Origin of the sequence: Morganella sp. TYF_1, from assembly GCF_043105645.1 — a bacterium.
GTDB classification, from domain to species: Bacteria; Pseudomonadota; Gammaproteobacteria; order Enterobacterales; family Enterobacteriaceae; genus Morganella; species Morganella morganii_B.
Map to the genome: position 1 here is coordinate 19,279 of NZ_JBICLU010000001.1, position 24,523 is coordinate 43,801.

Annotated in this window: 28 protein-coding genes; 16 read left to right on the forward strand and 12 right to left on the reverse strand. The window is 45.2% G+C overall.

Annotation, left to right across the window (positions count from 1 at the left end):
* Positions 1-14: 14 nt before the first annotated feature.
* From fliJ to ACF8OF_RS00140, 10 genes are all read left to right on the forward strand, one after another.
* A complete protein-coding gene (gene fliJ, locus ACF8OF_RS00095) occupies positions 15-458 on the forward strand; it encodes a flagellar export protein FliJ (protein WP_349467801.1) in 444 nt (147 codons plus the stop codon).
* Positions 459-1,580: a flagellar hook-length control protein FliK gene (locus tag ACF8OF_RS00100; protein WP_274371346.1), complete on the forward strand. Its 1,122-nt coding sequence runs from the start codon at positions 459-461 to the stop codon at positions 1,578-1,580. It begins immediately after the preceding gene.
* A gap of 144 nt (positions 1,581-1,724) precedes the next feature.
* Positions 1,725-2,231 carry a flagellar basal body-associated protein FliL gene (gene fliL / locus ACF8OF_RS00105; RefSeq protein ID WP_262860397.1) on the forward strand — a complete coding sequence of 169 codons (507 nt, stop codon included), beginning with the start codon at positions 1,725-1,727 and terminating at the stop codon, positions 2,229-2,231.
* Positions 2,232-2,236: 5 nt separating this feature from the next.
* On the forward strand, positions 2,237-3,235 hold the full coding sequence (gene fliM / locus ACF8OF_RS00110; RefSeq protein ID WP_274371345.1) for a flagellar motor switch protein FliM: 999 nt from the start codon (positions 2,237-2,239) through the stop codon (positions 3,233-3,235).
* A gap of 7 nt (positions 3,236-3,242) precedes the next feature.
* Positions 3,243-3,653 (forward strand): flagellar motor switch protein FliN, encoded by a 411-nt coding sequence (fliN, locus tag ACF8OF_RS00115; protein WP_025152320.1) that lies wholly within the window; start codon positions 3,243-3,245, stop codon positions 3,651-3,653.
* Positions 3,653-4,063 carry a flagellar biosynthetic protein FliO gene (locus tag ACF8OF_RS00120; protein WP_274371344.1) on the forward strand — a complete coding sequence of 137 codons (411 nt, stop codon included), beginning with the start codon at positions 3,653-3,655 and terminating at the stop codon, positions 4,061-4,063. The genes fliN and ACF8OF_RS00120 overlap by 1 nt, the downstream gene beginning before the upstream one ends.
* Entirely contained in the window at positions 4,056-4,799 is a 744-nt protein-coding gene (fliP, locus tag ACF8OF_RS00125; RefSeq protein WP_392495385.1) for a flagellar type III secretion system pore protein FliP, read from the forward strand. Before ACF8OF_RS00120 ends, fliP begins: the two co-directional genes overlap by 8 nt.
* Before the next feature lie 15 nt (positions 4,800-4,814).
* Positions 4,815-5,084 (forward strand): flagellar biosynthetic protein FliQ, encoded by a 270-nt coding sequence (locus ACF8OF_RS00130; RefSeq protein WP_274371343.1) that lies wholly within the window; start codon positions 4,815-4,817, stop codon positions 5,082-5,084.
* Positions 5,085-5,087: 3 nt separating this feature from the next.
* Positions 5,088-5,873 carry a flagellar biosynthetic protein FliR gene (gene fliR / locus ACF8OF_RS00135; RefSeq protein ID WP_262860394.1) on the forward strand — a complete coding sequence of 262 codons (786 nt, stop codon included), beginning with the start codon at positions 5,088-5,090 and terminating at the stop codon, positions 5,871-5,873.
* A gap of 330 nt (positions 5,874-6,203) precedes the next feature.
* The gene (locus tag ACF8OF_RS00140; protein WP_337999361.1) at positions 6,204-7,865 is read left to right on the forward strand and encodes a methyl-accepting chemotaxis protein; all 1,662 of its coding nucleotides are present in this window, start codon (positions 6,204-6,206) and stop codon (positions 7,863-7,865) included.
* A 133-nt stretch (positions 7,866-7,998) separates the two neighbouring features.
* On the opposite strand, the gene ACF8OF_RS00145 is transcribed toward ACF8OF_RS00140, so the two are convergent.
* The gene (locus ACF8OF_RS00145; RefSeq protein ID WP_349467800.1) at positions 7,999-9,648 is read right to left on the reverse strand and encodes a methyl-accepting chemotaxis protein; all 1,650 of its coding nucleotides are present in this window, start codon (positions 9,646-9,648) and stop codon (positions 7,999-8,001) included.
* A 661-nt stretch (positions 9,649-10,309) separates the two neighbouring features.
* Here ACF8OF_RS00145 and ACF8OF_RS00150 point away from each other — a divergent pair.
* Together ACF8OF_RS00150 and ACF8OF_RS00155 are read left to right on the forward strand one after the other, a co-directional pair.
* Positions 10,310-10,513, forward strand: a complete 204-nt coding sequence (locus ACF8OF_RS00150; protein ID WP_274371341.1) for a hypothetical protein — start codon at positions 10,310-10,312, stop codon at positions 10,511-10,513.
* Between the two features lie 180 nt (positions 10,514-10,693).
* Positions 10,694-11,179, forward strand: a complete 486-nt coding sequence (locus ACF8OF_RS00155) for a polymer-forming cytoskeletal protein (RefSeq protein WP_262867990.1) — start codon at positions 10,694-10,696, stop codon at positions 11,177-11,179.
* 80 nt (positions 11,180-11,259) lie between these two features.
* Here ACF8OF_RS00155 and flgL read toward each other — a convergent pair whose 3' ends face one another.
* The 11 genes from flgL to flgB all read right to left on the reverse strand — a co-directional run bounded on the left by flgL (position 11,260) and on the right by flgB (position 21,123).
* Complete coding sequence (flgL, locus tag ACF8OF_RS00160; protein ID WP_274371340.1) at positions 11,260-12,180, reverse strand: flagellar hook-associated protein FlgL; 921 nt, start codon at positions 12,178-12,180, stop codon at positions 11,260-11,262.
* Positions 12,181-12,207: 27 nt separating this feature from the next.
* The gene (gene flgK, locus ACF8OF_RS00165; RefSeq protein ID WP_274371339.1) at positions 12,208-13,842 is read right to left on the reverse strand and encodes a flagellar hook-associated protein FlgK; all 1,635 of its coding nucleotides are present in this window, start codon (positions 13,840-13,842) and stop codon (positions 12,208-12,210) included.
* A 79-nt stretch (positions 13,843-13,921) separates the two neighbouring features.
* The gene (gene flgJ / locus ACF8OF_RS00170; RefSeq protein ID WP_274371338.1) at positions 13,922-14,866 is read right to left on the reverse strand and encodes a flagellar assembly peptidoglycan hydrolase FlgJ; all 945 of its coding nucleotides are present in this window, start codon (positions 14,864-14,866) and stop codon (positions 13,922-13,924) included.
* Positions 14,866-15,957: a flagellar basal body P-ring protein FlgI gene (locus ACF8OF_RS00175; RefSeq protein WP_051583020.1), complete on the reverse strand. Its 1,092-nt coding sequence runs from the start codon at positions 15,955-15,957 to the stop codon at positions 14,866-14,868. The genes flgJ and ACF8OF_RS00175 overlap by 1 nt, the downstream gene beginning before the upstream one ends.
* A gap of 38 nt (positions 15,958-15,995) precedes the next feature.
* On the reverse strand, positions 15,996-16,691 hold the full coding sequence (locus tag ACF8OF_RS00180; protein ID WP_274371360.1) for a flagellar basal body L-ring protein FlgH: 696 nt from the start codon (positions 16,689-16,691) through the stop codon (positions 15,996-15,998).
* A 106-nt stretch (positions 16,692-16,797) separates the two neighbouring features.
* Positions 16,798-17,580, reverse strand: coding sequence for a flagellar basal-body rod protein FlgG (flgG, locus tag ACF8OF_RS00185; protein ID WP_025152306.1), 783 nt, complete (start codon positions 17,578-17,580; stop codon positions 16,798-16,800).
* Positions 17,581-17,603: 23 nt separating this feature from the next.
* Positions 17,604-18,347: a flagellar basal body rod protein FlgF gene (locus tag ACF8OF_RS00190; RefSeq protein ID WP_025152305.1), complete on the reverse strand. Its 744-nt coding sequence runs from the start codon at positions 18,345-18,347 to the stop codon at positions 17,604-17,606.
* Between the two features lie 2 nt (positions 18,348-18,349).
* Positions 18,350-19,561: a flagellar hook protein FlgE gene (gene flgE, locus ACF8OF_RS00195; protein ID WP_274371336.1), complete on the reverse strand. Its 1,212-nt coding sequence runs from the start codon at positions 19,559-19,561 to the stop codon at positions 18,350-18,352.
* A gap of 42 nt (positions 19,562-19,603) precedes the next feature.
* Complete coding sequence (locus tag ACF8OF_RS00200; RefSeq protein ID WP_262860386.1) at positions 19,604-20,278, reverse strand: flagellar hook assembly protein FlgD; 675 nt, start codon at positions 20,276-20,278, stop codon at positions 19,604-19,606.
* A gap of 19 nt (positions 20,279-20,297) precedes the next feature.
* On the reverse strand, positions 20,298-20,702 hold the full coding sequence (flgC, locus tag ACF8OF_RS00205) for a flagellar basal body rod protein FlgC (RefSeq protein WP_025152302.1): 405 nt from the start codon (positions 20,700-20,702) through the stop codon (positions 20,298-20,300).
* 4 nt (positions 20,703-20,706) lie between these two features.
* The gene (gene flgB / locus ACF8OF_RS00210; RefSeq protein WP_025152301.1) at positions 20,707-21,123 is read right to left on the reverse strand and encodes a flagellar basal body rod protein FlgB; all 417 of its coding nucleotides are present in this window, start codon (positions 21,121-21,123) and stop codon (positions 20,707-20,709) included.
* A 255-nt stretch (positions 21,124-21,378) separates the two neighbouring features.
* On the opposite strand from flgB, the gene flgA reads away from it, so the two are divergent.
* From flgA to ACF8OF_RS00230, 4 genes are all read left to right on the forward strand, one after another.
* Positions 21,379-22,077 carry a flagellar basal body P-ring formation chaperone FlgA gene (flgA, locus tag ACF8OF_RS00215; RefSeq protein WP_274371335.1) on the forward strand — a complete coding sequence of 233 codons (699 nt, stop codon included), beginning with the start codon at positions 21,379-21,381 and terminating at the stop codon, positions 22,075-22,077.
* A gap of 66 nt (positions 22,078-22,143) precedes the next feature.
* On the forward strand, positions 22,144-22,449 hold the full coding sequence (gene flgM / locus ACF8OF_RS00220) for a flagellar biosynthesis anti-sigma factor FlgM (protein WP_274371334.1): 306 nt from the start codon (positions 22,144-22,146) through the stop codon (positions 22,447-22,449).
* Positions 22,450-22,461: 12 nt separating this feature from the next.
* Positions 22,462-22,905, forward strand: a complete 444-nt coding sequence (locus tag ACF8OF_RS00225; protein ID WP_274371333.1) for a flagella synthesis protein FlgN — start codon at positions 22,462-22,464, stop codon at positions 22,903-22,905.
* A 215-nt stretch (positions 22,906-23,120) separates the two neighbouring features.
* Positions 23,121-24,518: an SrfA family protein gene (locus ACF8OF_RS00230; protein ID WP_349467798.1), complete on the forward strand. Its 1,398-nt coding sequence runs from the start codon at positions 23,121-23,123 to the stop codon at positions 24,516-24,518.
* Positions 24,519-24,523 lie beyond the last annotated feature (5 nt).

A 24,523-nucleotide genomic window follows, 5' to 3' on the forward strand; every position in this document is an offset into this window, starting at 1 on the left:
ACAGAGTGGATACTATGAACCGTCATGACCCTATGGACGTATTACGCGACCTGGCCGATAAAAAGCTGACCGATACCACGAACCATCTCGGAAAGATGCGGCAGGAATATGCTCATGCTAACAACCAGCTGACATCGCTCGAAAATTATGAGCAGGAATATCAGCAGCAAATGCAGTCAGGGATGACGGATAAAGGGATGACAGTCATTGAATTATTGTCACACCAATCATTTATTGCCTCGCTTGGTAAGGTCATCAATCACCAGAAACACCAGGTGGAATTGTGTCAGCACTCAGTCGATAACGCTGTTGGTTTATGGCACAAGGATAAACAACGGCTTAATGCTTTCGACACACTGAAACAACGCGCTGAAGTTGCCCGCGTAATGCAGGAAAACCGGCGTGACCAAAAATTGATGGATGAATTCGCTCAACGTGTTACCCGCAGGAATACTTAAATGAACATAAATATGATACCTACCTATTCCGGCACGCCTGATAGTCTCAACCATCAGGATTACACCGGGCAGGGTGATTTTGCCGCTGATATGGCCGGTTATATGGCCTTGTTAGCCTCGGTAACAGACAATGCGTCTGAAAATAATGAGAAACCACCGGAGGAAAACCCGGTCAATGAGATAGCACTCATTACCGCGCCGGTTAACACGCTCGAACAACCGATGCCGGCATTACCGTTACCGGCCGGCGCTGATCAGCCTGCCTTAACCGCTGACGGCAAACCGGTAGCCGGCGTACCGGCAGAAGGCGGTGATACCGCTGCTGAATCCCCGCTGATAAAAATGATGCCGGAAACCGACATCGCAGCCGCTGACGTACCTGATGAACTGGCAACCACCGCCGCGCAGGTCCGTGATGCCGTCAGTACCGTCAGACAGGATCCGGATAACCGGATGACGCTGGTGTCTGATAAAGCGCGGAATGCACCGCCGGCCTCAGCGCCGCAGCCGGCTGAAGTCTTATCCGGTAAACCTGCTGAACCTGTGGTACCGGTATACGGTAATATGCAGACGGATGAATCTGTTGTCAGTCATGAAAATACCCTTCCTGAAAGAACAACATTACTGCCGGCAGGGATTGCGGAAACCCGGCCTGCAACCATAACACCGGCCGCATCCGCCCCGGTTCCTGTATCGGTATTGCCTCAGACAACCGGAACAGCAGAATGGCAAAAATCACTGGGACAGCAGATTGCACTTTTCGCCCGTAATGGTATCCAGCATGCGGAACTGCGGTTACATCCGGAAGAACTCGGCGCGGTGCAAATCAGTATGCGGATGAATAATGAGCGTATGAGTATTCATTTCATCGCTGAGCACGCGCACGCCCGTGATGCCCTGGAAAACGCCCTGCCGAATTTACGCCAGTCGTTAAATGAATCCGGAATTCAGCTCGGACAAAGCCATATCGGCGCAGATTCCGGAACCACACCGGGGGATAAGCGGGCAGGAACACCGGAACGGCTCAGAAAAGAAGATCCGGATATTCAGGAAGAGCATGAAGAGCCGGCACCGGCAACACAATTAACTTATTATCGTAATGGTATCAATACGTTCGCCTGACGATAAGCGAATCAACCCTTAAACTGCCGGCATTAATTTTCGCTTTTCACTGAATTGTCTAACTGATGAGATGTAATAAGATACACATCTCATCTTTATTGCCATTTTTGGCATACAGATTTTTATACAGGAATTAATTCAAGAATGGCCAGGAAGAAACAAAAAAAAAGTGAAGGAAAATCTAAGTTTCCATTTCTTTTACTATTAATGATGAGTCTGACTATCTCTGCAATCGCATTTGCAGGGTATATGTGGTTTGAACATCAGAAAGTAAAAGATACATTAATGAATACTGCATCGGAAACTGTAGCCAAACCAGCTGTTGTATCACCTGAGCCGATTTATTTTCCTCTGGAAGCCTTTACGATCAGCCTGAAACCATCAGTGCCGGGAAGCCCTAAGATTTTATATATCGGCCTGACGCTGAGACTGGCAAACGAAACGTCAAAACAAAATATTGAGAAATTTTTACCGGAAATCCGCAGTCGTTTACTGATGTTATTTTCTCATCAGGAATCGGGTGATTTATTAAACGACGAAGGTAAGCAGCGTTTGATGTCTGAAATTAAAGATGTAATAAATAAGTCTTTGAACGGTCAGGACAGCATACAGATAACAGATGTCTTATTTAATGCATTTATACTACGGTAATATTTATGTCTGATAGTTTTTTATCCCAGGCTGAAATTGATCTGCTGTTAAATGGTGAAAACCAGGCAGAAAACAGCAGTTCTGAAGATAAGCTGAATCTTGATGCGAATATCAAGCCTTACGACCCGAATACACAACGCCGTGTTATTCGTGAACGTCTGCATTCACTTGAGATCATCAATGAACGTTTTGCACGGCAGTTTCGCAGCGGCTTATTTAATTTATTACGCCGTAGCCCTGACGTCACTGTAGGCGGGATAAAAATTCAGCCTTATCATGAGTTTGCCCGTAACCTTCCGGTACCGACAAACCTGAACTTAGTGCATCTGAATCCTTTGCGAGGGACTGCATTATTCGTTTGTTCGCCTAATCTGGTCTTTATTACAGTTGATAACCTGTTTGGCGGGGATGGTCGTTTTCCGACAAAAGTTGACGGCCGTGAATTCACCCCGACAGAACAACGCATAATTAACCGCATGCTGAACATGGCATTACAGGCCTATGATGAAGCCTGGAGTTCTATTTTTCCGCTGAAAACAGAATATGTCCGTTCTGAAATACAAGTGAAATTTACAAATATCACATCATCACCAAATGATATTGTGGTCACCACACCGTTTTATGTTGAGGTGGGATCACACAGTGGTGAGTTTGATATTTGTATTCCTTTCAGCATGATTGAACCTATCAGAGAATTACTGATGAATCCGCCGCTGGAAAATTCCCGGCAGGAAAATACAAACTGGCGTAACACACTCGCGCAGCAGGTAAAAAATACTGAGCTCGAACTGGTGTCAACGTTAGTGAATATTCCGACACGTCTTTCTGATGTATTAAAAATAAAGAAAGGCGACATTATTTCATTTGATAAACCCGATTTAATTGAAGCTGCTGTTGACGGAGTTCCCGTACTGTCAGCGAAATATGGCTGCAGAGAAAATCAGTATGCTTTACAAGTCGAGAATCTCATTCCCTCGGCTTTATTATCATTTACAAAGGAATAGTTGAAAAATGAGTGATAACGAAACTTCACCAACCGGAAATCAGGATAATTTAGATGACCTGTGGGGAAGTGCTATGAGTGAGCAGTCCGCAGCTGAGACATCAGAGCAGAATAAAACATCCAATGCGGCGACTGACCATATCACAAACAGCTTCCCTGAAGATCTCAATCTGATTCTGGATATTCCGGTAAACATGACCGTTGAACTCGGAAGAACAAAGATGACGATTAAAGAACTTCTGAGGTTAAACCAGGGGTCAATCGTTTCACTGGATGGTCTGGCCGGTGAACCTCTTGATATTTTAATTAATGGCTACCTGATTGCCCAGGGTGAAGTCGTCGTTATCTCGGATAAATTTGCGATACGTATTACCGATATTATTACGCCTTCCGAACGGATCCATCGTCTGAGCCGATAATGACAACACAAGCACAATCAACAACGCAGACAACAACACCGGAAGGCCCTGTATTTACACCGGGGGGCCTTATCAGTGAGGTGGGAGGAGGATTAGTCCTGGTACTTCTCCTCTTCGTTGTTGGTGCGTGGGTAGCTAAACGGTTACGTTTTTTTTCCGGAAAAACCGGCAACGGATCAAACCTGGTTACCGTCAGACATAACCAGCTTATCGGACAACATGGCCGGTTAGTCGTCGTTGAATTCAATGAACAATTGTTATTATTAGGTGTCTGTCAGCAAAATATGCAATGTCTGGCCACAATGGAAAAACCTGCTGAAGAACTATCAGATCCTGTCCCGGCACCCTTCAAAAAAATACTAAAAGGACTGACCGCCGGGAAAAGCGGAGCTGATAAAAATGATGCGTAAACATTACATTATTCCTGTACTGACAGCGGTATTTTCACTGTTACTCCCTCAGATCTCCTGGGCTGCAAACAGTGATCTCCTGCTGATGCGGGACGGCCACTCGGAAGGCTGGTCATTACCGGTTCAGACACTGGTTCTGTTAACGTCACTGACATTTTTACCGGCTTGTTTACTGCTGATGACCGGGTTTACCCGGATTATCATCGTGCTGGGATTATTACGCAGTGCGCTGGGAACACCATCAACACCCCCAAACCAGGTCTTATTAGGTCTCGCATTATTTTTGACCTTTTTTGTTATGGCGCCTGTGTTCAGTGATGTTTATGAAAATGCCTGGGTACCGCTGTCAGAAGATAAAATCACGATGGAAGAAGCGCTGCCGAGAGCGGAACAGCCTTTCAGGGCGTTTATGCTGGAACATACCCGTGAAAGTGATTTAGCGCTGTTTACCCGTATCGCCAAACATGATAACTACGCGACACCGCAGGATGTCCCGCTGCGGGTTCTGATGCCGGCATTCGTTATCAGTGAACTGAAAACCGGGTTTCAGATAGGTTTTACCGTTTTCATTCCTTTTCTGATCATTGACCTGGTGGTTGCCAGCGTACTGATGGCATTAGGTATGATGATGGTTCCGCCTGCGACAATTTCACTCCCCTTCAAGCTGATGCTTTTCGTGCTTGTTGACGGCTGGCAGCTGGTCATGGGATCGCTGGCACAAAGCTTTTACAGTTAAATTTAAGGAAGCAGCATGACACCAGAAAGTATTATGGGTATGGGCTATGAGGCAATCAAAGTCGGCCTGATTATTGCGCTTCCTCTGCTTCTGACAGCCCTGGGTACAGGTCTGGTTGTCAGTATTCTGCAGGCATCAACCCAAATCAACGAAATGACGTTGTCATTCATCCCTAAAATTTTAATGATCGTTGTTGTCGGTATTATGCTTGGCCCTAAAATGCTGGTGATTTTCCTGGATTATATGCATACCCTTTATACCAATATTCCGGGTTCAGTGGGGTAACCCTTGCTCTCGCTTTCCGTTCTCAGTTTATACCCCCTGATTAACCAATACTTTTGGCCATTTTTACGTATTCTTGCCGTTTTCAGTTCATCGCCGATTTTTAATGAAAAAGAAATCAATAAAAAAACCAAAATCGCACTGGCGATGATACTGACGTTACTGGTTGCACCCGGCCTTCCTCAGACACAGGTCAATATATTTTCAATCGATGCGTTATGGGTCGGTATCCAGCAAATACTGATTGGCGTGGCCATGGGGCTGACAATACAGTTTATTTTCATTGCTATCCGCCATGCCGGGGAAATTATCGGCTTGCAGATGGGTCTTTCGTTTGCGACGTTTTATGACCCTTCAGGCGGACAAAACATGCCTGTTATCTCACGTATCCTGAATTTACTGGCAACACTGCTTTTTCTTGCCTTCAACGGTCATCTGATGCTGATTGACGCACTGGTTATGAGTTTCGAAGCGATACCTATCCAGCACAACCTCCTTAGATCCGAAGGGTTTATGATTTTTGTGCAGACATCGGGATTAATTTTCACCAGCGGTATGATCCTGGCTTTACCTATTGTCAGCGTATTGCTTTGTCTGAACCTGATTATGGGGATACTCAACCGGCTGACACCACAGTTATCAATATTTGTCGTTGGTTTTCCGCTGTCATTAAGCATTGGTATGCTGTCACTGAGTTTACTGATGTACTCGTTCTCTCCTTTCTTTCAGAGATTGATTAACGCCATTTTTGAAAACCTGTCATCGGTACTGATAGGATTCAGTGTGGTATAATATTTCTCACACCACTATAATTTTATTATTGATTATGTTACATCTGGTAAAATATTTACTCTCATCCGGACACTTCTGTATATATTTTCATTCCGACATTTAGTCTCCTTATTTCCCTGCCGATATATACTTATGGGAGATGATATATATGGAATGAAAATCTATAAATTGGATATATTTCCATCAATTATCTCTTTGAATTAGTTTACGCACGTCACACTTCGGATGAAATTATTTATTCACATAATAACAACATCTATATGTTATATATAAATAAAAAATAAATTAATTTACATCCGGTGAAGATAATACTTAAACCAGAGGTTTTACATGTTAAAAAGAATAAAAACATCACGATTTTTATTATGTTTTGTTTTGATATTAATGATATCACAGTTAATAACCGGCACTTTTTTTTACACATCTATCGTCAATATAGGAAATGATTTTTCTGCTGTTATTTCGATAAAACAACGAATTGATCTGGTTAATGATTCAGCAGCGAATTTACAACAAGCAAGGCTTGATGCATCCCGCGCAGCCGCCAGGTTTGATAAGAACCGGATTGCGCAGGGCGAAGCGATTTTAAACACCGCCATGGCCGCACTGAAAAAATCCAAAGAAGAGTGGGATACTGCTGACGCTATTCCAAGCAGGGTCAATCCTGAATTGCTGAGTGAGTTATCAAAAAACTATAATGCATATCATCTGAGCATTGAAAAAATGCTGAATATATTAAAAAACAACGCCATGGAAGAATTTCACAATTATGATATAACACCTCAACGTGAAGCTTTTGATAAAATTTACTCAAAATATCTTAGCGACGTTGATTTTATTGTATCAGAAATGAATGATTCCGTTAATGAATTCATCAAAAAAATATCATTTATTATAATATCTTTAATATTTATCTTTTTATTAATAATATTAGCCATTTTATTTGGTTTCAAAAAACTTTTAACATCACCACTTGACCGAGCGATAAATTATATACATGACATTTCAAACGGAAACCTGACAAACCATATTGATAAGTCCGGATTCAATGAAATATATATGCTGACAGATGCATTAGATAATATGCAAAACTCACTGACTGATATTGTCGATAATGTCCGTTCCGGAACCGATGCGATTTATACCGGTATCAGCGAAATCGCCACAGGAAACAATGATCTGTCCTCCCGTACTGAACAGCAGGCTTCAGCACTGGAAGAAACCGCAGCCAGTATGGAAGAACTGACATCCACGGTAAAACAAAACGCAGAGAATGCCCTTCAAGCCAGCCACTTATCACAGAATGCGTCAGACACGGCCCGCAAAGGCAGTCTGGTGGTTAACAGCGTTGTGCAGACCATGCGGGATATTTCAGGCAGTTCGCAGAAAATTTCAGATATTATCAGTGTGATCGACGGCATTGCCTTCCAGACCAACATTCTGGCACTGAATGCGGCTGTGGAAGCCGCCCGTGCCGGCGAGCAGGGCCGCGGATTTGCTGTCGTGGCCGGTGAAGTGCGTAATCTGGCCCAGCGCAGCGCGCAGGCGGCCCGTGAGATCAAAAATCTGATTGAAGATTCTGTCAGCCGTGTAGATGTGGGGTCAAAACAGGCGGAAAGTGCCGGTGAAACCATGACTGAGGTTGTCAGCGCAGTTACCCGGGTGACCGATATTATGGGCGAAATTGCCTCGGCATCGGAAGAACAAAGCCGAGGTATTGACCAGGTCGGCCGGGCAGTATCAGAAATGGATACTGTTACTCAGCAGAATGCGGCACTGGTACAGGAGTCAGCTTCCGCTGCCGCCGCACTGGAAGACCAGGCCGGCAGACTGACTGATGCAGTCGCGATCTTCAATATCCGGAATGCCCTGCAAAGCCCGGTACAAAAAACAAGGGCTGCCTCTTTTGTTACGAATACGCAGGTAACACCGCATCATGCCATGCCGGAGGGTGTCAAAGAAAAATACGAGGAAGAGTGGGAAGCGTTCTGAGGAACATCCGTCAGGACGTTATCTGATATAGCGGGTTAAACGTTACCGGACAGGTATCAGGATTTGATCCTTATACCTAATCCGGTAACACTCAGACGTTATTCATGCCATTAAATCAGGCATTGCAGGGTCATTAAAATGTTTCCCAGTCATCGTCTGAGCTGTCTGTTTTTTTCTTCACTACAGGTGACGGCACCGGTATATTTTTACTGCTGTGATTCCGGAGATTCAGAGCGGATGCCTGAATGTTAAACACCGCTACCGCCTGAGTTAACCGGCTCGCCTGCTCTTCAAGTGATCCGGCAGCCGCTGCGGATTGTTCTACCAACGCCGCATTCTGCTGAGTCACTCTGTCCATCTCAACAACCGCCACGCCAACCTGATCAATACCACGGCTCTGCTCATCAGACGCTGAAGCAATCTCGCCCATAATATCGGTCACTCTGGTGACAGCACTGACGATTTCACCCATGGTTTCACCGGCACGTTCAACCAAAACGGATCCGGCATCAACTTTACTGACGGAATCCTCAATCAGGCTCTTGATCTCACGGGCCGCCTGCGCGCTGCGCTGGGCCAGATTACGCACTTCACCGGCCACGACAGCAAATCCGCGGCCCTGCTCGCCGGCACGGGCGGCTTCCACAGCCGCATTCAGTGCCAGAATGTTGGTCTGGAACGCGATACCATCGATCACGCTGATGATATCAGCAATTTTTTGTGAGCTGCCGCCGATATCACGCATCGTATCGACCACATCGTCCACAACCTTGCCACCACGCTGAGCGGTATCAGAGGCCGTCTGAGCCAGGTTACTGGCCTGACGGGCATTTTCCGCATTCTGACGTACCGTTGCCGTTAATTCTTCCATACTGGCTGCGGTTTCCTCAAGGGATGCCGCCTGCTGTTCAGTACGGGCCGACAGGTCGTTATTACCGGCAGAGATTTCACTTGCACCGTTGTAAATCGCATTAGCACCATCACGGACATCACTGACCGTATTTGCAAGTTCAACCTGCATATGACGTAATGCATCACCTAACTGCCCGATTTCATTCTTCCCGGTAACATCAATCGTTCTGACCAGATCGCCTTTGGCAATATACTGAATACTTTCAACAATACGGTTTAATGGTGAAATCAGTATCCGGCGGATACCTAACCATACTAAGCTGATAATAATAAATACACTGACAATAATGACCAGAAGTATCCATATAGAACGATTATATTCTATTGTATTCTCTTCAACGACTTTATTATAAAGAACACTGTTTAATTGCATATAATCATTATATTGACTTTCAAACGCATCCTGGAAATCCTGCGTCGGCTGAGCAATATACTCATCTATTTTTTCAGCGCGTAAAAAATTAACCAAACTACGCTGAGCACCAAGGTATTTATTATATTCTTCTTCAAGATATTTTGAATTGTCATTTTCCAGTGTTGTCGGCAATGATTTAAACAGCGCCCACTGTTTTTCAGCATCTGCCATTGATTTTTCAGCAGAACTGATAAACTCCAGTGATTCCGGTGTTATTTTATCATTATTACGCAACAGCCGTGATGATGCCCGGCTCAGTTCCATTCTGGATTTTAATAAATCAATCCAGACATCACCAAGGGCATCTGAACGTGCTTTTAAGTTATTAATCATGGTGAATTTTTCATTGTCATTCTTTACAGTCTGTAAGAAAAATCCACCGGAGACTAATTGCAACATACAAAAAATACCCAAGACAAGCAGTATGCTTGTCAGAATTCTTATTCTACTTAACATTTTTACCCTTTACCTCTATAGTAATTAAACAATTAAAATTTTCATTTTAAAATAAAGCAGCCATCCATTACGCATTATTTTACAGCCAAACTTTTTAAAAATATAAAACCATAAATCTAATTTTAATTACTGCAATTACTGCAATTACTGCAATTACTGCAATTAAACCAAAAACACAGAAATACAATTAATTGTAAAACCAGGAAACAACCAAACAAATCATGAAGCTATCGCCTCATAACCATAATATAAGGATGGTTATTCTTATTAATCACCAACCTTACTATTACTATCAAAACCGTCATCTTATTAACAGATAGGAGACCAAAACCATATAAGTTCAAGTGATTCAGAAAGATAGCCTCTTGCCACTCACCCTTGTCACACTGATACTATCGGGAATTGCACAAAAAAATATATTTAAAATAACGGAATGATGTCATTTCATTATTGATATTTAATTATTATCAATAAAATTATTTTATAAAATCAAATAACTACTAAGATTTTTCTTAACCGTAGTATATTACATCACAGTAAAATCCTAATCGTTTATAAACGCTCAAAAATGCCTGTTTATATTAAACTAACATATCGTTATTTGGTTGGTTAATACTCTACCGATGTTTATAATATAAATATTGCAGAGGAGGATATTGATATGAGTTACAAAGCCGATCTAAAAGAAATGATGACAGAAATGCAGGAAATTATACATAACTATGTCGGGAACAATGCCAAAACAAAAATATCTGTAAATGAAAACAGGTTATCTATAAGCATTGGTATTGAAGGTGTTTCTGATATAGACATATCAATATCAAAAAATAAACCATCGGAAACGCATGACACCAAAAAACAATAATGGTGGATCATCAATGATAGTGGTCAGTATTTTATGAAAAACGTTTGTCTTACCTCTGTTTGGATTCTCTGGCTTTACTTCCTGTACTCTGCGGTAACAAAAAATACCTTATGGCCTGTGCTTTTAATTTGCACTGTAATTCTGTCTGTAACAATCATTATATATAACCGGAAAAAAAACATGTTCAAGAATAAAAAAAATGTAAAACCTCAGGAAAAAAACGATCTGCAAAAAAAATCCAGTGCCATCAATGATAGTACAGATAATATCAATCTTCAGTCCGGTGACGCATCTCTGGTGCAGGAAGAAAAGCAAAAAGCACAGGAAGAACGACAAGTTACTGTTATAAGTAAAAAAACAAGTTTAACCGGTGATATTGAATTTAACGGTGATCTGCAAATATGCGGAAAAGTAAAAGGACAGATCAAATCAACCTCAGGCACTGTCAGTATTATGCGTTCCGGGTTAGTTGAGGGTGATGTCTTTGCTGAAACCGTATTAATTGATGGATCTCTTGTCGGTTCCTGTAATGCCAAACAATTAGATATTCTCGAACATGGTGAATTAAAAGGAATTTGCCGTGTATCTAACCTGGCTATCCGCAAAGGTGGTTCGTTTATCGGGCAATCTGAAGAATACGATGAAAAGAATGCAATAAAATCGTAATCGCAGGATAAAAAAAGGGGCGGAATATCGATTCCGCCCCTTTGCATATATACTGGCAAATTATATGAAAAAGATCACTATCACATCATATTAAATAATGACGTATTCTTCATGGACTGAAAAACTAACATTGATGCCTGAAGTGCGAAATCAGCCATTGCCGCCTGAGTTGTCAGAGATATAAATGCCTCAGAATCCGCACCGATCGTTTGCTCATAACTGCTTTCAACTGAAATTTTATTTACATCAGAAGCGAATCCCAGCTGTTCCAGTTGTTGTAAATTAGTACCAACCTGAGCCTGCACCTTACCCAGGTTATCAATGCATTTATTGATTGAACGGTTCGTGTTATCAAGCACATCACGTAATGCCTCACGATCCGCATCCGTTTCAACAGGTTGTCTTAATGCTGTTATCGCGTTATCCAGCGCAACAAACAGATCATCACTGGTTCCGCTCATAAAGACATCGCTGCCGGTATGACCAATCTGCATTTCTGCGCTGTCACCGACCTTCTGGGTAATCGCTTTATCACCGCCGACATAAGTACCATCCGGTAAAAATGGCGGAGAATCAGAATTATATCCGCCAAAAATATAGTGGCCATTACTGTTCTTGCTGTTACCCAAATCGAGCAAGTTATCGCGGATACCTTCCAGCTCGACGGCTAATGCCTCGCGATCTGCATCTGAATAGGTATCGTTACCTGCCTGAACAATTTTTTCTGTCAGGTTTTTGGTCAGAAGATTTGTGATAGAGTTCAGCGCATTATCTTCATAACTTAATGCATCCTGTGCAAACATTCTTGCAGTATCATACTGATTTATATCAGATAATGCATTTTTATAGATAATCGCCTGAGATGCCGCTGCCGGGTCATCAGACGGTTTCAGCAAAGTTTGTCCTGCAGACAGGCGCGTATAAACGTTATTAAAGTTCACCGTCGCATTAGACATACTGTCAACATTACGCTGATACATATAACTGGTACTAAAACGCATAATTAAACCTCTTGTTATATCTGCTGATTAGCGAATGCTCAAAATCGTATCAAAAATAGTCACTGCCGTTTGCAGAACCTGGGCATTTGCCTGGTAATACTGGGTGAACATCGCTAAGTTGATAAACTCTTCGTTCATATCAACACCCGAAACAGCTTGCTTCTGGAATGCCCATTGATCCAAGGCTTTACCCGTTGTTGTCAGATCACCTTTTAACCCGCTGACCGTACTGCCTACAGAACTCACCATACCGGCATACGCTTCTGTAAACGTGGAATTACCGATCATTTTTTTATCTTTTACTTCCAGTAACAACAGCAGGTTTTCGTTATTGCTGGTTTCACTCGTATCCGGTGAACTTGATGCTGCGATACCATAGCCATCGGCCAGTGCAACCGTTATGCCGCCTGCCACACCGGAAACCGGGTTCATGATAAAGCTGTCGCCTTCAACCGGAGTACCATTCGGTGTTACCGACACACCGTCAAATAACAGTTCACCATTCGGCCCCGTATCAGGCGTAATGGTGCGACCGTCACTGGTCTTAACCTGCCAGTCCGTGCCGTCAAAGGTCAGGCTGTATTCAATCGCATTAACTTCACTGATATCGGTGTAAGTAATATCTAACGTTGTATCACTCTGATTATTCCGGTTAGCCAGCGCAACAGGATCAGGAATATTAAAAATATCTCCGCCCGGATTACCGTCTGCGTCATAACCCTGAGCATTCACCGTATTGAACTCATTTGCCATCTGCAATGCCAGCTGGTTCAGTTCATTACGGGCAGTCACCAAATCGTTATTACGGAACTCAAATAATCCGCCAAGCTTACCGCCGGTGAATTTCTGCTCGTCCAGTAACAATGCATTTCCTGATGCATCAATATAGGCAACTTCTGTAATATTCGGATTCGATGGTGATGGTCTGGCTTCCAGTGCGTAGGCTTTATCACCATTAACTAATGTCAGACCATTGGCCAGCGTAACGTCAACCCGTCCTGTCTCACGATTTTCATTAACTCTTATATCAACCTGGCCACTCAGTTTATCCAGTAATAGATCCCGCTGATCTAATAAATCCGCCGGTAATGTACCTGTCTGAGCATATATTTTATCAATTTCGCTATTGATGTTCGCGAGTTGCTGGGCACAACTGTTAATATCATCTACTGATTGGCTAATCTGAGTATTTGTACTTTTTTCCAGCCCATCCAGTGTCTTACTGTCATTGCGGAATTTATAACTGATGGAATTAAACTGAGCATACGTTTCCTGACGTTCAGCAATGCCGGAAGGGTTACTGCTCATCTTTTGCATCGCTTCAAAAATACCGCCGAATGCGTTAGAGATATTATTACTGGTATCTCCGAACATATCATCTATCTGGCTGACATTTTGATAACGGGATCCGAGTGCGGAAAATTCAGAGTTTGAGTTCCGCACCTGATTATTAATGAATCCGTCATAGGCACGCTGTACACCATCAATCTGAACACCGTACCCGAAAAAGCCATAGCTCGTCGCTTTACCGCCGGCCTCGCCCAGAAGCAGCGTCTGACGGCTATATCCCGGTGTCAAAGCATTATTAAGGTTATTACCAACTATACTTAACCCCGCTTGTGCAGAGCTCAGCCCGCTGCGGGCCAGGAACATGAGATTCATTATTACCTGCTTATGACAAATTTATTTAGTCTGATATTAGAAATATCGGCGAATTAAAAAATGACTAAACCTTTCCGGATTAAAATAATTCAAAAGCATCATTTTTATAGGCACTGATAGCCTGACCCGTGCTGTTTTTAACCTGCTGAATAATATTAATCAGCTTGCCGGAGTAATGCGGATCCGTTGCATATCCGCCCGACTGCAACGCTTTTGCCGCTATTTCAGGTGATGGGGCACTGACCACATGTTTATAACGCGGGTTTTTACTCAATAAAGACGTATAATCAGATAATGCCGCAGCATAAGACGGATATACCCGGAACTCGGCTTTTACTTTCTGTTTTACACCACCGATATATTCTGTTGTGGTGATTTCTGTCCTTTCACCTTTCCAGTTCGGGGTCGCTTTGATACCAAATAAATTATGACTCGGTTTTCCGTCTTTGGTCACAATCTCTTTTCCGCCCCATCCGGATTCCAGTGCAGCCTGAGCAATAATCAGCTGGTGATGGATGCCGCTTTTTCTTTCCGCTTCAATCGCCGGTGCCAGCATTCTGGAAATAAAGCTGCCTGCAGGGCTCCCTTCCGATAACCGCGCCATTGCTGCTTTAGCCTGAGGAAGAACCTTTTCCGCACCGGCGATCAGTGCATTTCCGACTGTCCGTGACAGGCGGCCGGGCAGCTCAACGTGATTACCGCCGGTCAGCTGTTCACTGCTGACCTTTTCACCGGTAAGTTGCGACACAATCAGATCAGCAAGCCCCAGTTTGCCGGTCGCGGCAATTTCCTGGGAGATTTGCTGATCGTACATCGATGTAAACATATTGGACTGAGGGCTATCCAGAAGTCCGCCTTTGAACGAGGCATCCCGCATACTTTTCAGCATCATCTGGACAAACAGCCCTTCCATCTGATTAGCAACGGCCCTGACACCCTCTGAAGAGTCACTTTTGACCGAGGCTTTTAATGTATCCAGAGAACGTAAATCAAATACAGCGTCACGGTTCAGTAACTCATTCATCAGTTTATCTCCAGTCGTGCCCGCAGACACCCTGCACTTTTCATTGATTGCAGGATAGACATCAGATCATTCGGTGTGGCTCCCAGGCTGTTAAGCGTCCGGATCACATTATTCAAATCAGCACTGGTATTGATCCGGTGAAGGGCGCCGCCTTTATCCGTCAGTGAAACCTGTGTTTCCTGTGTTACGACAGTCTGTCCGCCGCCAAACGGGGTATCCGGCTGACTAACCTGATTCGTTCTCGAGACCTCAACAGAGAGATCGCCCTGCGCCACCGCACAGGATTCCAGCGTGACGTGTCTGTTCATGACAACAGAGCCGGTTCGTGAATTCACGATAACCAGTGCATCCCCGGCATCCACTCTCACCGGCAGGTTCTGAATTTCCGCTAGGAAACGAACCCGGGCAGCGCTGTCCATCGGTGCATGCAGTAAAATACTCCGGGCATTTTCCGGTGTCGCCGCCGCGCTGTACCGGCGGTTAATCACATCACTGATTGCCTGCGCAACGGTAAAGTTTTCCTGATTCAGCTGTAACTTAAGTACCCGCTGATTGGCAAAATCCATCGGCACTTCACGTTCGACGGTCGCACCATCACTGATACGGGCACCGTTAAGCTGATTAACCTGGACACGGGAACCGCCGCCCTGTGCCGACGCACCGGACATCAGCAGGTTTCCCTGAGCAAGGGCGTACACCTGATTATCCGCTCCTTTTAACGGGGTCATTAACAGCGTTCCGCCGCGTAAGCTCTTGGCGTTCCCCATCGAGGAAACCACCACATCTATCTTTTCCCCTGGACGGGCAAACGGCGGTAAATCGGCCGTTACCATCACCGCAGCCACATTTTTAAGCTGCATATTGGTCCCCGGCGGAACCGTGATCCCCAGCTGGGATAACATGTTATTCAGACTCTGCGTCGTAAAAGGCGTCTGCATCGTCTGGTCACCGGTACCATCGAGCCCGACGACCAGTCCGTATCCCATCAGCGAGTTGCTCCGGACACCTTCGATCGTCGTTAAATCACGGATTCGCTCGGCATAAACGGAGTGTGAAAAAGTCAGCGTACTTAATACGCACAACATTCCCATCCAATACCTTAAAAATATATTTTTCATGATTCACTTAATCAGAATGGAGAAATATTGAGGAATAAACGCTGCAGCCATCCCATTTGCTGCGCCTCGTTGATGTAGCCATTACCTACGTATTCAATACGTGCATCAGAGACCTGCGTTGACACCACAGTGTTACTGCCGCTGATAGTACGGGGGTTAACCACACCGGAAAAACGAATAAACTCAGTCCCCTGATTGATGGCTATCTGTTTTTCACCCACCACACTCAGGTTACCGTTATCCAGCACCTGCCGGACCGTTACTGTAATCGTACCGCTGAAGGTATTCTTCGCGGCTGCACCACCTTTTCCGGCAAACTTACTGTCTCCGCTTATGGCCGTGTTCGCACGGTCGCCACCAAAAATACCCTGCAGCATATGAGGCGTCGCATCAAAAGACAGCCCCGTTGAACCGTCACGGGAAGCACCGGCAGAAGAACTTTTGCTGGCACTGACATTTTCCTGCAACAGGATAGTCAGCGTATCCCCGATGTTACGCGGGCGGCGATCTTCAAACATCGGCTGATAACCATAATTCATCATCTGCCCTGTCTGGAAAATAGAACCGTTGGCTGCGACAGGTGAAGCCTGCTGCGGTGTGGCTGTCGTCGTTCCGGTCACCAGAGGTGTGTGCGGAAACTGCACACAGGCAGTCAGCAACAGTGGTAATGTCAGCGGGAGGATGCGGCGGGAAAGTGACTTATTCATCACGTTTTTTATCTGCCTGTCCAGCCGGGCGAAAAACAAAGTAGTTGTCATATTTTTCACTATAAGAAAGACAGTGACGGGCCATTTACATGACCCGTCACTGAAATCAAAGCTGTGCCAGACGTTGCAGCATCTGATCCGAAGTGGAAACAGCTTTACTGTTTATTTCATAAGCGCGTTGCGTCTGAATCATGCTCACCAGTTCTTCAGCAACATTGACATTGGAGGTTTCCACATAACGTTGTTTCAGCATACCTGCCCCGTTTAAGCCCGGTGTGGACTCATTCGGTGCGCCGGAAGACTGAGTTTCGAGATAGAGGTTACCGCCCATGCTTTCCAGGCCGGTATCATTAATAAACGTAGCCAGCGTTAACTGTCCGATTTGCTGTGAGCCGGTTTGTCCGTTAACCGTGATACTGACGGTACCGTCATTACCGACCGTCAGTTGTTTCACATCCTGCGGGATCATGATGGCCGGCTGAACAGGATAACCATTCGACGTCACTAACTGACCATTCTGATCCGGCTGGAAAGAACCATCACGGGTATACGCCGTTGTTCCGTCCGGTAACAGCACCTGAAAGAATCCTTTTCCTTCAATCGCCAGATCCAGCGGATTATTGGTCTGCACCAGGCTGCCCTGGGTATGCAGACGCTCCGTGGCAACCGGACGAACACCGGTACCAATCTGCAGGCCGGACGGGATCGTTGTCTGCTCCGAAGACTGAGCCCCCGGCTGACGCAGTGTCTGATACAGTAAATCTTCAAATACCGCGCGCTGACGTTTAAATCCGTTGGTACTGACGTTTGCCAGGTTATTGGAGATAACATCCATGTTCGTTTGCTGCGCTTCCAAACCTGTTTTTGCTATCCATAAAGAACGAATCATATTCCTGCTTCCTCTTCCTGTGACTAGCCGGCACTTAACAGCTGGTTAGCACTTTTGGCATTACTGTCAGCACTGGTGATCACTTTCATGTGCATATCGAAACTTCTGGCCGTGGCAATCATATCGACCATCGATTTAACCGGGCTGACGTTACTTCCCTCGAGCATTTCCGGCATCAGCTGTGCTTCCTGGTCAGCCGGTAACGGAGGTGCATCCGCAATTCCTGAGCGGAACAGGCCGTCATCGCCTCTGACCAGTGTCTGCACAGGGGCATTGACCAGCTTGATTCGTCCGACCTGAGCCAGTGCGGACGGTTCATCCCCTGCACCCTGTGCAGTGATGGTACCGTCAGAACCGATAGTCAGTGTTGATTGCGGCGGAACAGTCAGAGGACCGCCGTCCCCCATTAGGGGACGTCCGCGCACCAGTAATTGCCCTTCACTGTCAATTTCAATATTCCCGTTGCGGGTATATCCTTCCCCGCCGTCCGGCAGTTCAACCGCCAGCCAGATATCCTGAGGCAGTGCAACATCCAGTGCCCGCCCGGTCATATTGACAGGCCCCATTGCCGAACTGGATCCGGGGGTTGATTCAACAACCAGAGTCCGCGTTTCAACAGTCGGGCCGATAACAGGAACTGCACGATAGGCAGAAATCTGTTCCCGGAAACCGGTTGTTGATGCGTTAGCAAGGTTATTACTGGTAACAGCCTGACGATTAAGGGCGGCATTCGCGCCGCCCAGTGCTGTATAAATGACGTTATCCATAGTCAGCTTATGTTGACCAGTGTCTGTAACAGCTCAGACTGCGTCCGGATAGTCTGGGAGTTAGACTGGTAGTTACGCTGGAAAACAATCATATTGACCATTTCCTGGCTGAGATCGACATTGGATGCCTCAAGGCGTTGCCCGTAGAGCTTACCCAGATTTCCGGTGCCTGAAATGCCGGTTGTCGGCTGACCGGATGCCGGTGTTTCGCTCCAGCAGTTATTACCTTCCGGCGTCAGTCCGCCCGGGTTAGTAAAGTTGCTCAGCAGAATCTGTCCCACGGTCTGACGCTGTCCGTTGCTGTATGAGGCAATCACTTCACCGTTATCACCGATGATAAAGCCGTTCATCTCACCCGGTGCATAACCTGTCGTGCTCGGGCTTTTCATTGATGTGTCCGATGCCTGCTGGGTCATACCGGTCAGATCCAGCTCAAAATCCAGCGCCTCCGCACCATTGTACGGATCACCTTTGACACCCAGTTTGACCGGATCCTTTAACTGGCCTGATGTATCGAATTCAAGGGTTGTTTCCTGCCAGGCAGGGGCAGTTGTCGGTGATGTGGTATCCATAGAATAGGCTTTCCACTCGTTATCACCGGTCTTAACGTAATAAACGTTAATCGTATGTTTATTCCCCAGACTGTCATACGCATCGACCTGGCTGACAGAGTTGTAACTGCTGCCATTTTCAGGATCAAACGGAGTCGTTGCCTGGTCGATAGCTTCTGTTCCGGAGGAGAGGTTTCCGTTCATTTTACCGGCGTCAGACGCACGCGGCGGCATATTGCCGTTCGGGATCTGAATAGGTTCAATAGCGGCGCCCTGCTCAATAGTCGGTGGCGTACCGGTTGCCTGATAACCGGTCAGGTACATACCCTGGTTATTAATAATGTAGCCATCTTCATTCTGTTTGAACTGGCCGTTACGGCTGTAAAATACTTTACCGCCGCCATCAATCAGACGGAAAAAGCCATCGCCCTGAATACCCATATCCAGCTGGCTGTTTCCCATTCCCAGCACACCATCACTGAAATTCTGGTTTACACCGGCAACCTGAACACCCATACCGATCTGTGAGCCTGCGAAAACATCCGCAAACGCGATAGAACCTGATTTAAAACCAACCGTCTGTGAGTTGGCGATGTTGTTACCAACAACATCCAGAGCCTGGGACGCGGCATTTAATCCACTGAGACCTTGTGAAAAACTCATATTTAATATATTCCTGAGGGGTTAATAACTGCGGTCCGGCCGTTACTGAACCTGATAAATCTCACCGAGCATAACGGTGCCGTTTAAGCCATTGAGATGTAAAACAGCCACACCGCTTTTTATGTCAACGCTTTCCACTTCAGCCGATTTTAATCCGACGATATCCGGTGCATCACCGCTGGCCGTTGTCGCCGAATACGTGACAGTGAACGGTCCGCCTTCCGGTTCTGCCGGCTGGAAGTTGGTCACATCGTCCATGGTGTAGGTATTGATACCTTTCTTCACATCCTGAATTTCACCAACATACGCATTGCCCTGATCATCGGTGAAGGTAACTTTGACTTTTTCAACATCACTGTTGATAGAAAATGCCAGTTCCGGATTTCCGTCTTCCGTGATGGTTACCACCGTATCGCCCTCAACGAGAACAGTACGGCCTATCCAGTTAACCGCATTATTCTGATGCATACTGAACACCACACCCGTATTCATGGCGACTGTGCTATTCAGTTTTTCGATACCGGCGGCGGTCTGGAACTGTGCCAGCTGAGAGGTCAGCTGGTTGTTATCCATCGGGTTAGTCGGATCCTGGTTTTGCATTTGTGCCACCAGGAGCGTCATAAAATTGCTTAATAAATCATCAGCGGCGCTGACCTGATTTACTGCGCTGTAAGAGTCATCAGTGGTCGAATTTTGTGTTACGGGTGATACAGACATGTCAATTTCCTTACTGGCCTTACTGGCCTAACATCAATGTTTTCAGCATGAGTGTTTTTGCCGTATTCATAACTTCAACGTTTGCCTGATAACTGCTTGAAGCTGAAAGGGTATTTACCATTTCACCCACAACATCAACATTAGGCATACGGACATAACCACTGTCATCTGCAAACGGATTTGACGGGTCATAAATCAGGCGGAATGGTGCATCGCTTTCAATAACATCGGAGACCTGAACACCGCCAATCTCTGTTCCGATGGACGGATTCACCTGAAAAACAACCTGCTTTGCCCGGTACGGCTGACCATCCGGTCCGGCAACACTATCGGCATTCGCCATATTGCTGGCACTGACATTCAGGCGCTTTGATTGTGCCGACATCGCGGAGCCGGAAATATCAAAAATACTAAACAATGACATATAATTAACCCTGGCTGATAACAGTCATCATGCCTTTTAATTGTGAGCCGAGGATGGTTAAACTTGTCTGATATTTCACTGTGTTATCAGCGAAATTGACACGTTCACGATCCATATCCACGGTATTACCGTCTGCACTTGGCTGATCAGGCACCCGGTAAAGTAACTGGCTGTTTTCCAGTACGGAAGATGCACCCGGAATATGTTTTCCGGATGTCATTGCTAATTTAACATTTCCCATTTTCCCCACACTGAGACGATCATTCGCATCCTTCAGTTGTTGAGAAAAATCAATATCTCGTGCAAGATATCCGGGCGTATCTGCGTTAGCTATATTCGCAGCAATAATATCCTGACGCTGTGAAAGCAGCTGTAACGCCTCATGCTGGAAACGTAATTCATTATCAAATTTATCTAGCATTATCACACTCGGACAATATATTTTTCAGTTCAATTTATATTCTTATTTTATGAGAGAACAGGATAAATCTAAACGTTGAAAACCTGACAAAAGCTGAAGCTTTTATCTTTTTAAAATGTATGTAAATCTATTTACGAAACATTAAATACGCTAATTGCCGTCAGTTATGACGCTATTATCGCGCTATGGTTATAAGATATTTAATATACAATATCCGGATATGTATATTGTTTGATTTAACTCATTGAGGTCAGTGTGGACTTTAGACTCATCCGTTATTTTCTCTTACTGACGATTCCGTTCAGCCTGCCTGCATTCCCGGCATCGGAGCAGTCTGCGGTACTGGAAAAAAATATTCAGACACTGATTGGCGGGGAACTGCAGAAAAACACCGTACCGGATGATGACCTCAGAATTAAAATTCTTTCTTCCGGAAAACAACTGGAGAGCCTCTGCGATAACCCTGTTCTTTCACTCAGCGGGCAAAACAGTAAAATCACCGGAAACCGGACCGTACTGGCCCGGTGCGGGAAAAAAAGTCATTACATCCGGATCAATGTGTCGGTCACCGGAACATACTGGGTTGCCGGACAGGCATTGTTACCTGGTGAAGCCATCACCGCGGCACAGCTGGAACTCCGCACAGGAAGCCTGGACGGGTTGCCTGCGGATATCATCACTGATCCGCAGCAGATAACAGATAAGATACCAACCCGTTTAATCAAATCCGGACAACCGGTTACTGCCGGTTCACTGAGAAAAACGTGGTCTGTACTGACGGGAGATGAAATCAGTGTCGTTGCTTCCGGTAATGGATTTCAGGTAACAACTGTCGGAAAATCAATGGATAATGGTGCTTTAGGTGACACTGTACGTTTCCGTACCCGTTTAGGCCAGATTCTCACCGGGAAAGTCACCGGAAAGAAAAAAGTCACAATAAATATGCAAAACTGACTTCAGTTCTTTTTGTGCCATGCCGATATAATAAGTAACCGACTAAAAAAATCGTTAGGGTGGAAAATGAAAATTGCCGTTGAACGCCTGGAACAAGTTAACCATCTTGCTGCGACTCAGCAGGATCCGTCAGCTCGTAACAAAGCCGCTGTATCAGAACAGAGTGCATCTGATAAAAATAAAGACGCCTCGTTACAGGTTACTCTGAGTAAAAGAATCAGTAATATTAATACTGACACCACTCATGACGTTAATCTGGAAAATGTAAATAAAGTTAAAATGCAGATCAGCGAAGGTAAATACCTGATCGATACTGATGAAATAGCACAACAACTGGTTAGTGATATTTTTAATCTTTCTAAAACTTATTGATAATTTATTTTTATGGAAAAACTACGGCACACTTTACTTAAACTGCAAGAACTACTGAACCAGATGGACAGTTTACTGATAGAGGAAATCAAACAGCTTAGTTCCTTCAGAATAAATCCGGTCGCACTTCAGCCTATTTCTGATAATAAAAGCCGGATTCTTTCTGCTATCAATTTTTATGATAACCAGAGAAAACAATTAGAGAAACAAGGTCAGTTCAGTGCGCCTTACAGTAACTCACCAAAGTTATCTAATCTCTGGTCATCCATCGTATCTCAAACAAAAAATGCGAATGAGTTAAATCAAAAGAGCTATGCCTTATTAGAACTCCATATGCAAAAAATGCAGGAGTTTAAAAAAATGGTGAAAGATCTTGAGAAAAAAAATGCGATGTATGCATCCAGCGGAAAAGCTGAACAGGAAAACACAGGACAAATGTATAATATATCCATCTGATTTAATTAAAATCAGAGGCTGGTAAATCACATTTTTTGTTCAGATAATTTTATCAATGAACGAATTTCCTGTTTATATCAATTACAATCACGATTAGTGACGGCAATTTCGTGCACTTTTAGCACTATCATATAGTCTTATTTCCGCTATAAAAGACGGTAAAATAACGCATCTCAGCGTTTTCTTTTTTATCGTCAATAACGGAATAATATCACGTGGTAAAACCTTTTCTCCGCAGCGGTCGACGCAGCGATTATTTGCCGTTAGGTGAAAACGGCCAAACAGTCTTTGATTCCGCGTTGCAAATACGTGAGGCCCTGCGATTACAGGGCTTTCATGATGCAGCCAATTGTCTGGCAATACCGCAATGCCACAGTGACAGTGACCGTATTGACTGGTATGCCCCCCGTCACGGAACACTGACATCATGGACGCATATCAGCCATCCGCAGCGTTTACACCTCATCAGCTATTTACAGGAACGCCACGCCGAACTGGACGCTTTCCGGCTGCGTTGCGGCAGTGCGGAGAATATTTCCCTCAGACTTTTTGCGTCATTACTCAAACATGTTCTGCAATTTCCGGGTGTACAGCATATCTGGTTGCTGGATGATAAACCGGTCATTGAATTCTGGGGATTTTCTTCACTTCCTCTGCATTCGGATGCCCGTATGCTCGATATTATTCTGCGGGAAGAGGAAGAGCGCCAGCAGCAACTGATACAGTCGGCAGTGCAGGCGAAGCAGAGTGAACTGAGTGATGAGCAGGCCGCAGACGAACATCCCGGTGAACCGGATTCTGAAGAATCGCCTCCGCTCGTTGTCAGTTTGTCGCAGACCTGTAACGTACCGGATGAAGAACCCGTAAAAACGGCAGAACCAGAAACCCGTAAAAAACGCAGGTTCCCGGTTAAATATGCCGTGCTGACCGTCCTGCTTATCGCGGGAGCTACTGTATTATCGCTGCCTCTGTTTTATACACCGTCAGAGAATAAAAACAGCGGAACTGAACTCCGCCCGGCAGAGCCTGAACAGCAGACAGAACAACCGGAAAAAGCGCCTCAGCCTCTCCTTTCTGAGGTGATAGAAAGTACATTATCAACCGTGATGAAAACCATTTCGTCTGCAAAACCGGTCGTTGTGACCGCTCCGGCAGCGCCGGAACCGGAAGCATTACCGCCTGAACCGGCTGCACCTGAGATCCTCCCGGCAGAACCGGTACAGGATAAAGATACCCTGATCCTTTTCCCCAACTCAGTCAGAGCCGGCTCGGTTAAATTTCTGAACGGTAACTGGCAGGCTGTTTTCTTTGGTGAAACCGCGAAACCGGAGACTTACCCTTCTGTGCGTCTGCAGATAATGAATGGTAAAGGTCATATACACCTTAATGACGGAAATAAGTCATGCCAGGCCCCTGTTTCTGCCGGCCTGCTGCCTTCCGGGACACTGTCCGTAAAAAGCCGCACACTGCGGGCACGGTGCAATGATGGTTCCCAGCAAACTATTCCGGATATCAGTTGCAAGCAGGGCACCGATTCCGTCGCAATTTGTCAGGCGAAATGGTCCGATAACGAGTCATCTCAGCTTACATTCAAAAAAATTATGGATAAATAATAACG

Excerpts from the sequence above, each read along its gene's own strand:
- fliJ (WP_349467801.1), top strand. The coding sequence starts at position 15 with ATGAACCGTCATGACCCTATGGACGTATTACGCGACCTGGCCGATAAA.
- ACF8OF_RS00100 (WP_274371346.1), top strand. The coding sequence starts at position 459 with ATGAACATAAATATGATACCTACCTATTCCGGCACGCCTGATAGTCTC.
- fliL (WP_262860397.1), top strand. The coding sequence starts at position 1,725 with ATGGCCAGGAAGAAACAAAAAAAAAGTGAAGGAAAATCTAAGTTTCCA.
- fliM (WP_274371345.1), top strand. The coding sequence starts at position 2,237 with ATGTCTGATAGTTTTTTATCCCAGGCTGAAATTGATCTGCTGTTAAAT.
- fliN (WP_025152320.1), top strand. The coding sequence starts at position 3,243 with ATGAGTGATAACGAAACTTCACCAACCGGAAATCAGGATAATTTAGAT.
- ACF8OF_RS00120 (WP_274371344.1), top strand. The coding sequence starts at position 3,653 with ATGACAACACAAGCACAATCAACAACGCAGACAACAACACCGGAAGGC.
- fliP (WP_392495385.1), top strand. The coding sequence starts at position 4,056 with ATGCGTAAACATTACATTATTCCTGTACTGACAGCGGTATTTTCACTG.
- ACF8OF_RS00130 (WP_274371343.1), top strand. The coding sequence starts at position 4,815 with ATGACACCAGAAAGTATTATGGGTATGGGCTATGAGGCAATCAAAGTC.
- ACF8OF_RS00140 (WP_337999361.1), top strand. The coding sequence starts at position 6,204 with ATGTTAAAAAGAATAAAAACATCACGATTTTTATTATGTTTTGTTTTG.
- ACF8OF_RS00145 (WP_349467800.1), bottom strand. The coding sequence starts at position 9,648 with ATGTTAAGTAGAATAAGAATTCTGACAAGCATACTGCTTGTCTTGGGT.
- ACF8OF_RS00150 (WP_274371341.1), top strand. The coding sequence starts at position 10,310 with ATGAGTTACAAAGCCGATCTAAAAGAAATGATGACAGAAATGCAGGAA.
- ACF8OF_RS00155 (WP_262867990.1), top strand. The coding sequence starts at position 10,694 with ATGTTCAAGAATAAAAAAAATGTAAAACCTCAGGAAAAAAACGATCTG.
- flgL (WP_274371340.1), bottom strand. The coding sequence starts at position 12,180 with ATGCGTTTTAGTACCAGTTATATGTATCAGCGTAATGTTGACAGTATG.
- flgK (WP_274371339.1), bottom strand. The coding sequence starts at position 13,842 with ATGAATCTCATGTTCCTGGCCCGCAGCGGGCTGAGCTCTGCACAAGCG.
- flgJ (WP_274371338.1), bottom strand. The coding sequence starts at position 14,866 with ATGAATGAGTTACTGAACCGTGACGCTGTATTTGATTTACGTTCTCTG.
- ACF8OF_RS00175 (WP_051583020.1), bottom strand. The coding sequence starts at position 15,957 with ATGGGAATGTTGTGCGTATTAAGTACGCTGACTTTTTCACACTCCGTT.
- ACF8OF_RS00180 (WP_274371360.1), bottom strand. The coding sequence starts at position 16,691 with ATGAATAAGTCACTTTCCCGCCGCATCCTCCCGCTGACATTACCACTG.
- flgG (WP_025152306.1), bottom strand. The coding sequence starts at position 17,580 with ATGATTCGTTCTTTATGGATAGCAAAAACAGGTTTGGAAGCGCAGCAA.
- ACF8OF_RS00190 (WP_025152305.1), bottom strand. The coding sequence starts at position 18,347 with ATGGATAACGTCATTTATACAGCACTGGGCGGCGCGAATGCCGCCCTT.
- flgE (WP_274371336.1), bottom strand. The coding sequence starts at position 19,561 with ATGAGTTTTTCACAAGGTCTCAGTGGATTAAATGCCGCGTCCCAGGCT.
- ACF8OF_RS00200 (WP_262860386.1), bottom strand. The coding sequence starts at position 20,278 with ATGTCTGTATCACCCGTAACACAAAATTCGACCACTGATGACTCTTAC.
- flgC (WP_025152302.1), bottom strand. The coding sequence starts at position 20,702 with ATGTCATTGTTTAGTATTTTTGATATTTCCGGCTCCGCGATGTCGGCA.
- flgB (WP_025152301.1), bottom strand. The coding sequence starts at position 21,123 with ATGCTAGATAAATTTGATAATGAATTACGTTTCCAGCATGAGGCGTTA.
- flgM (WP_274371334.1), top strand. The coding sequence starts at position 22,144 with ATGAAAATTGCCGTTGAACGCCTGGAACAAGTTAACCATCTTGCTGCG.
- ACF8OF_RS00225 (WP_274371333.1), top strand. The coding sequence starts at position 22,462 with ATGGAAAAACTACGGCACACTTTACTTAAACTGCAAGAACTACTGAAC.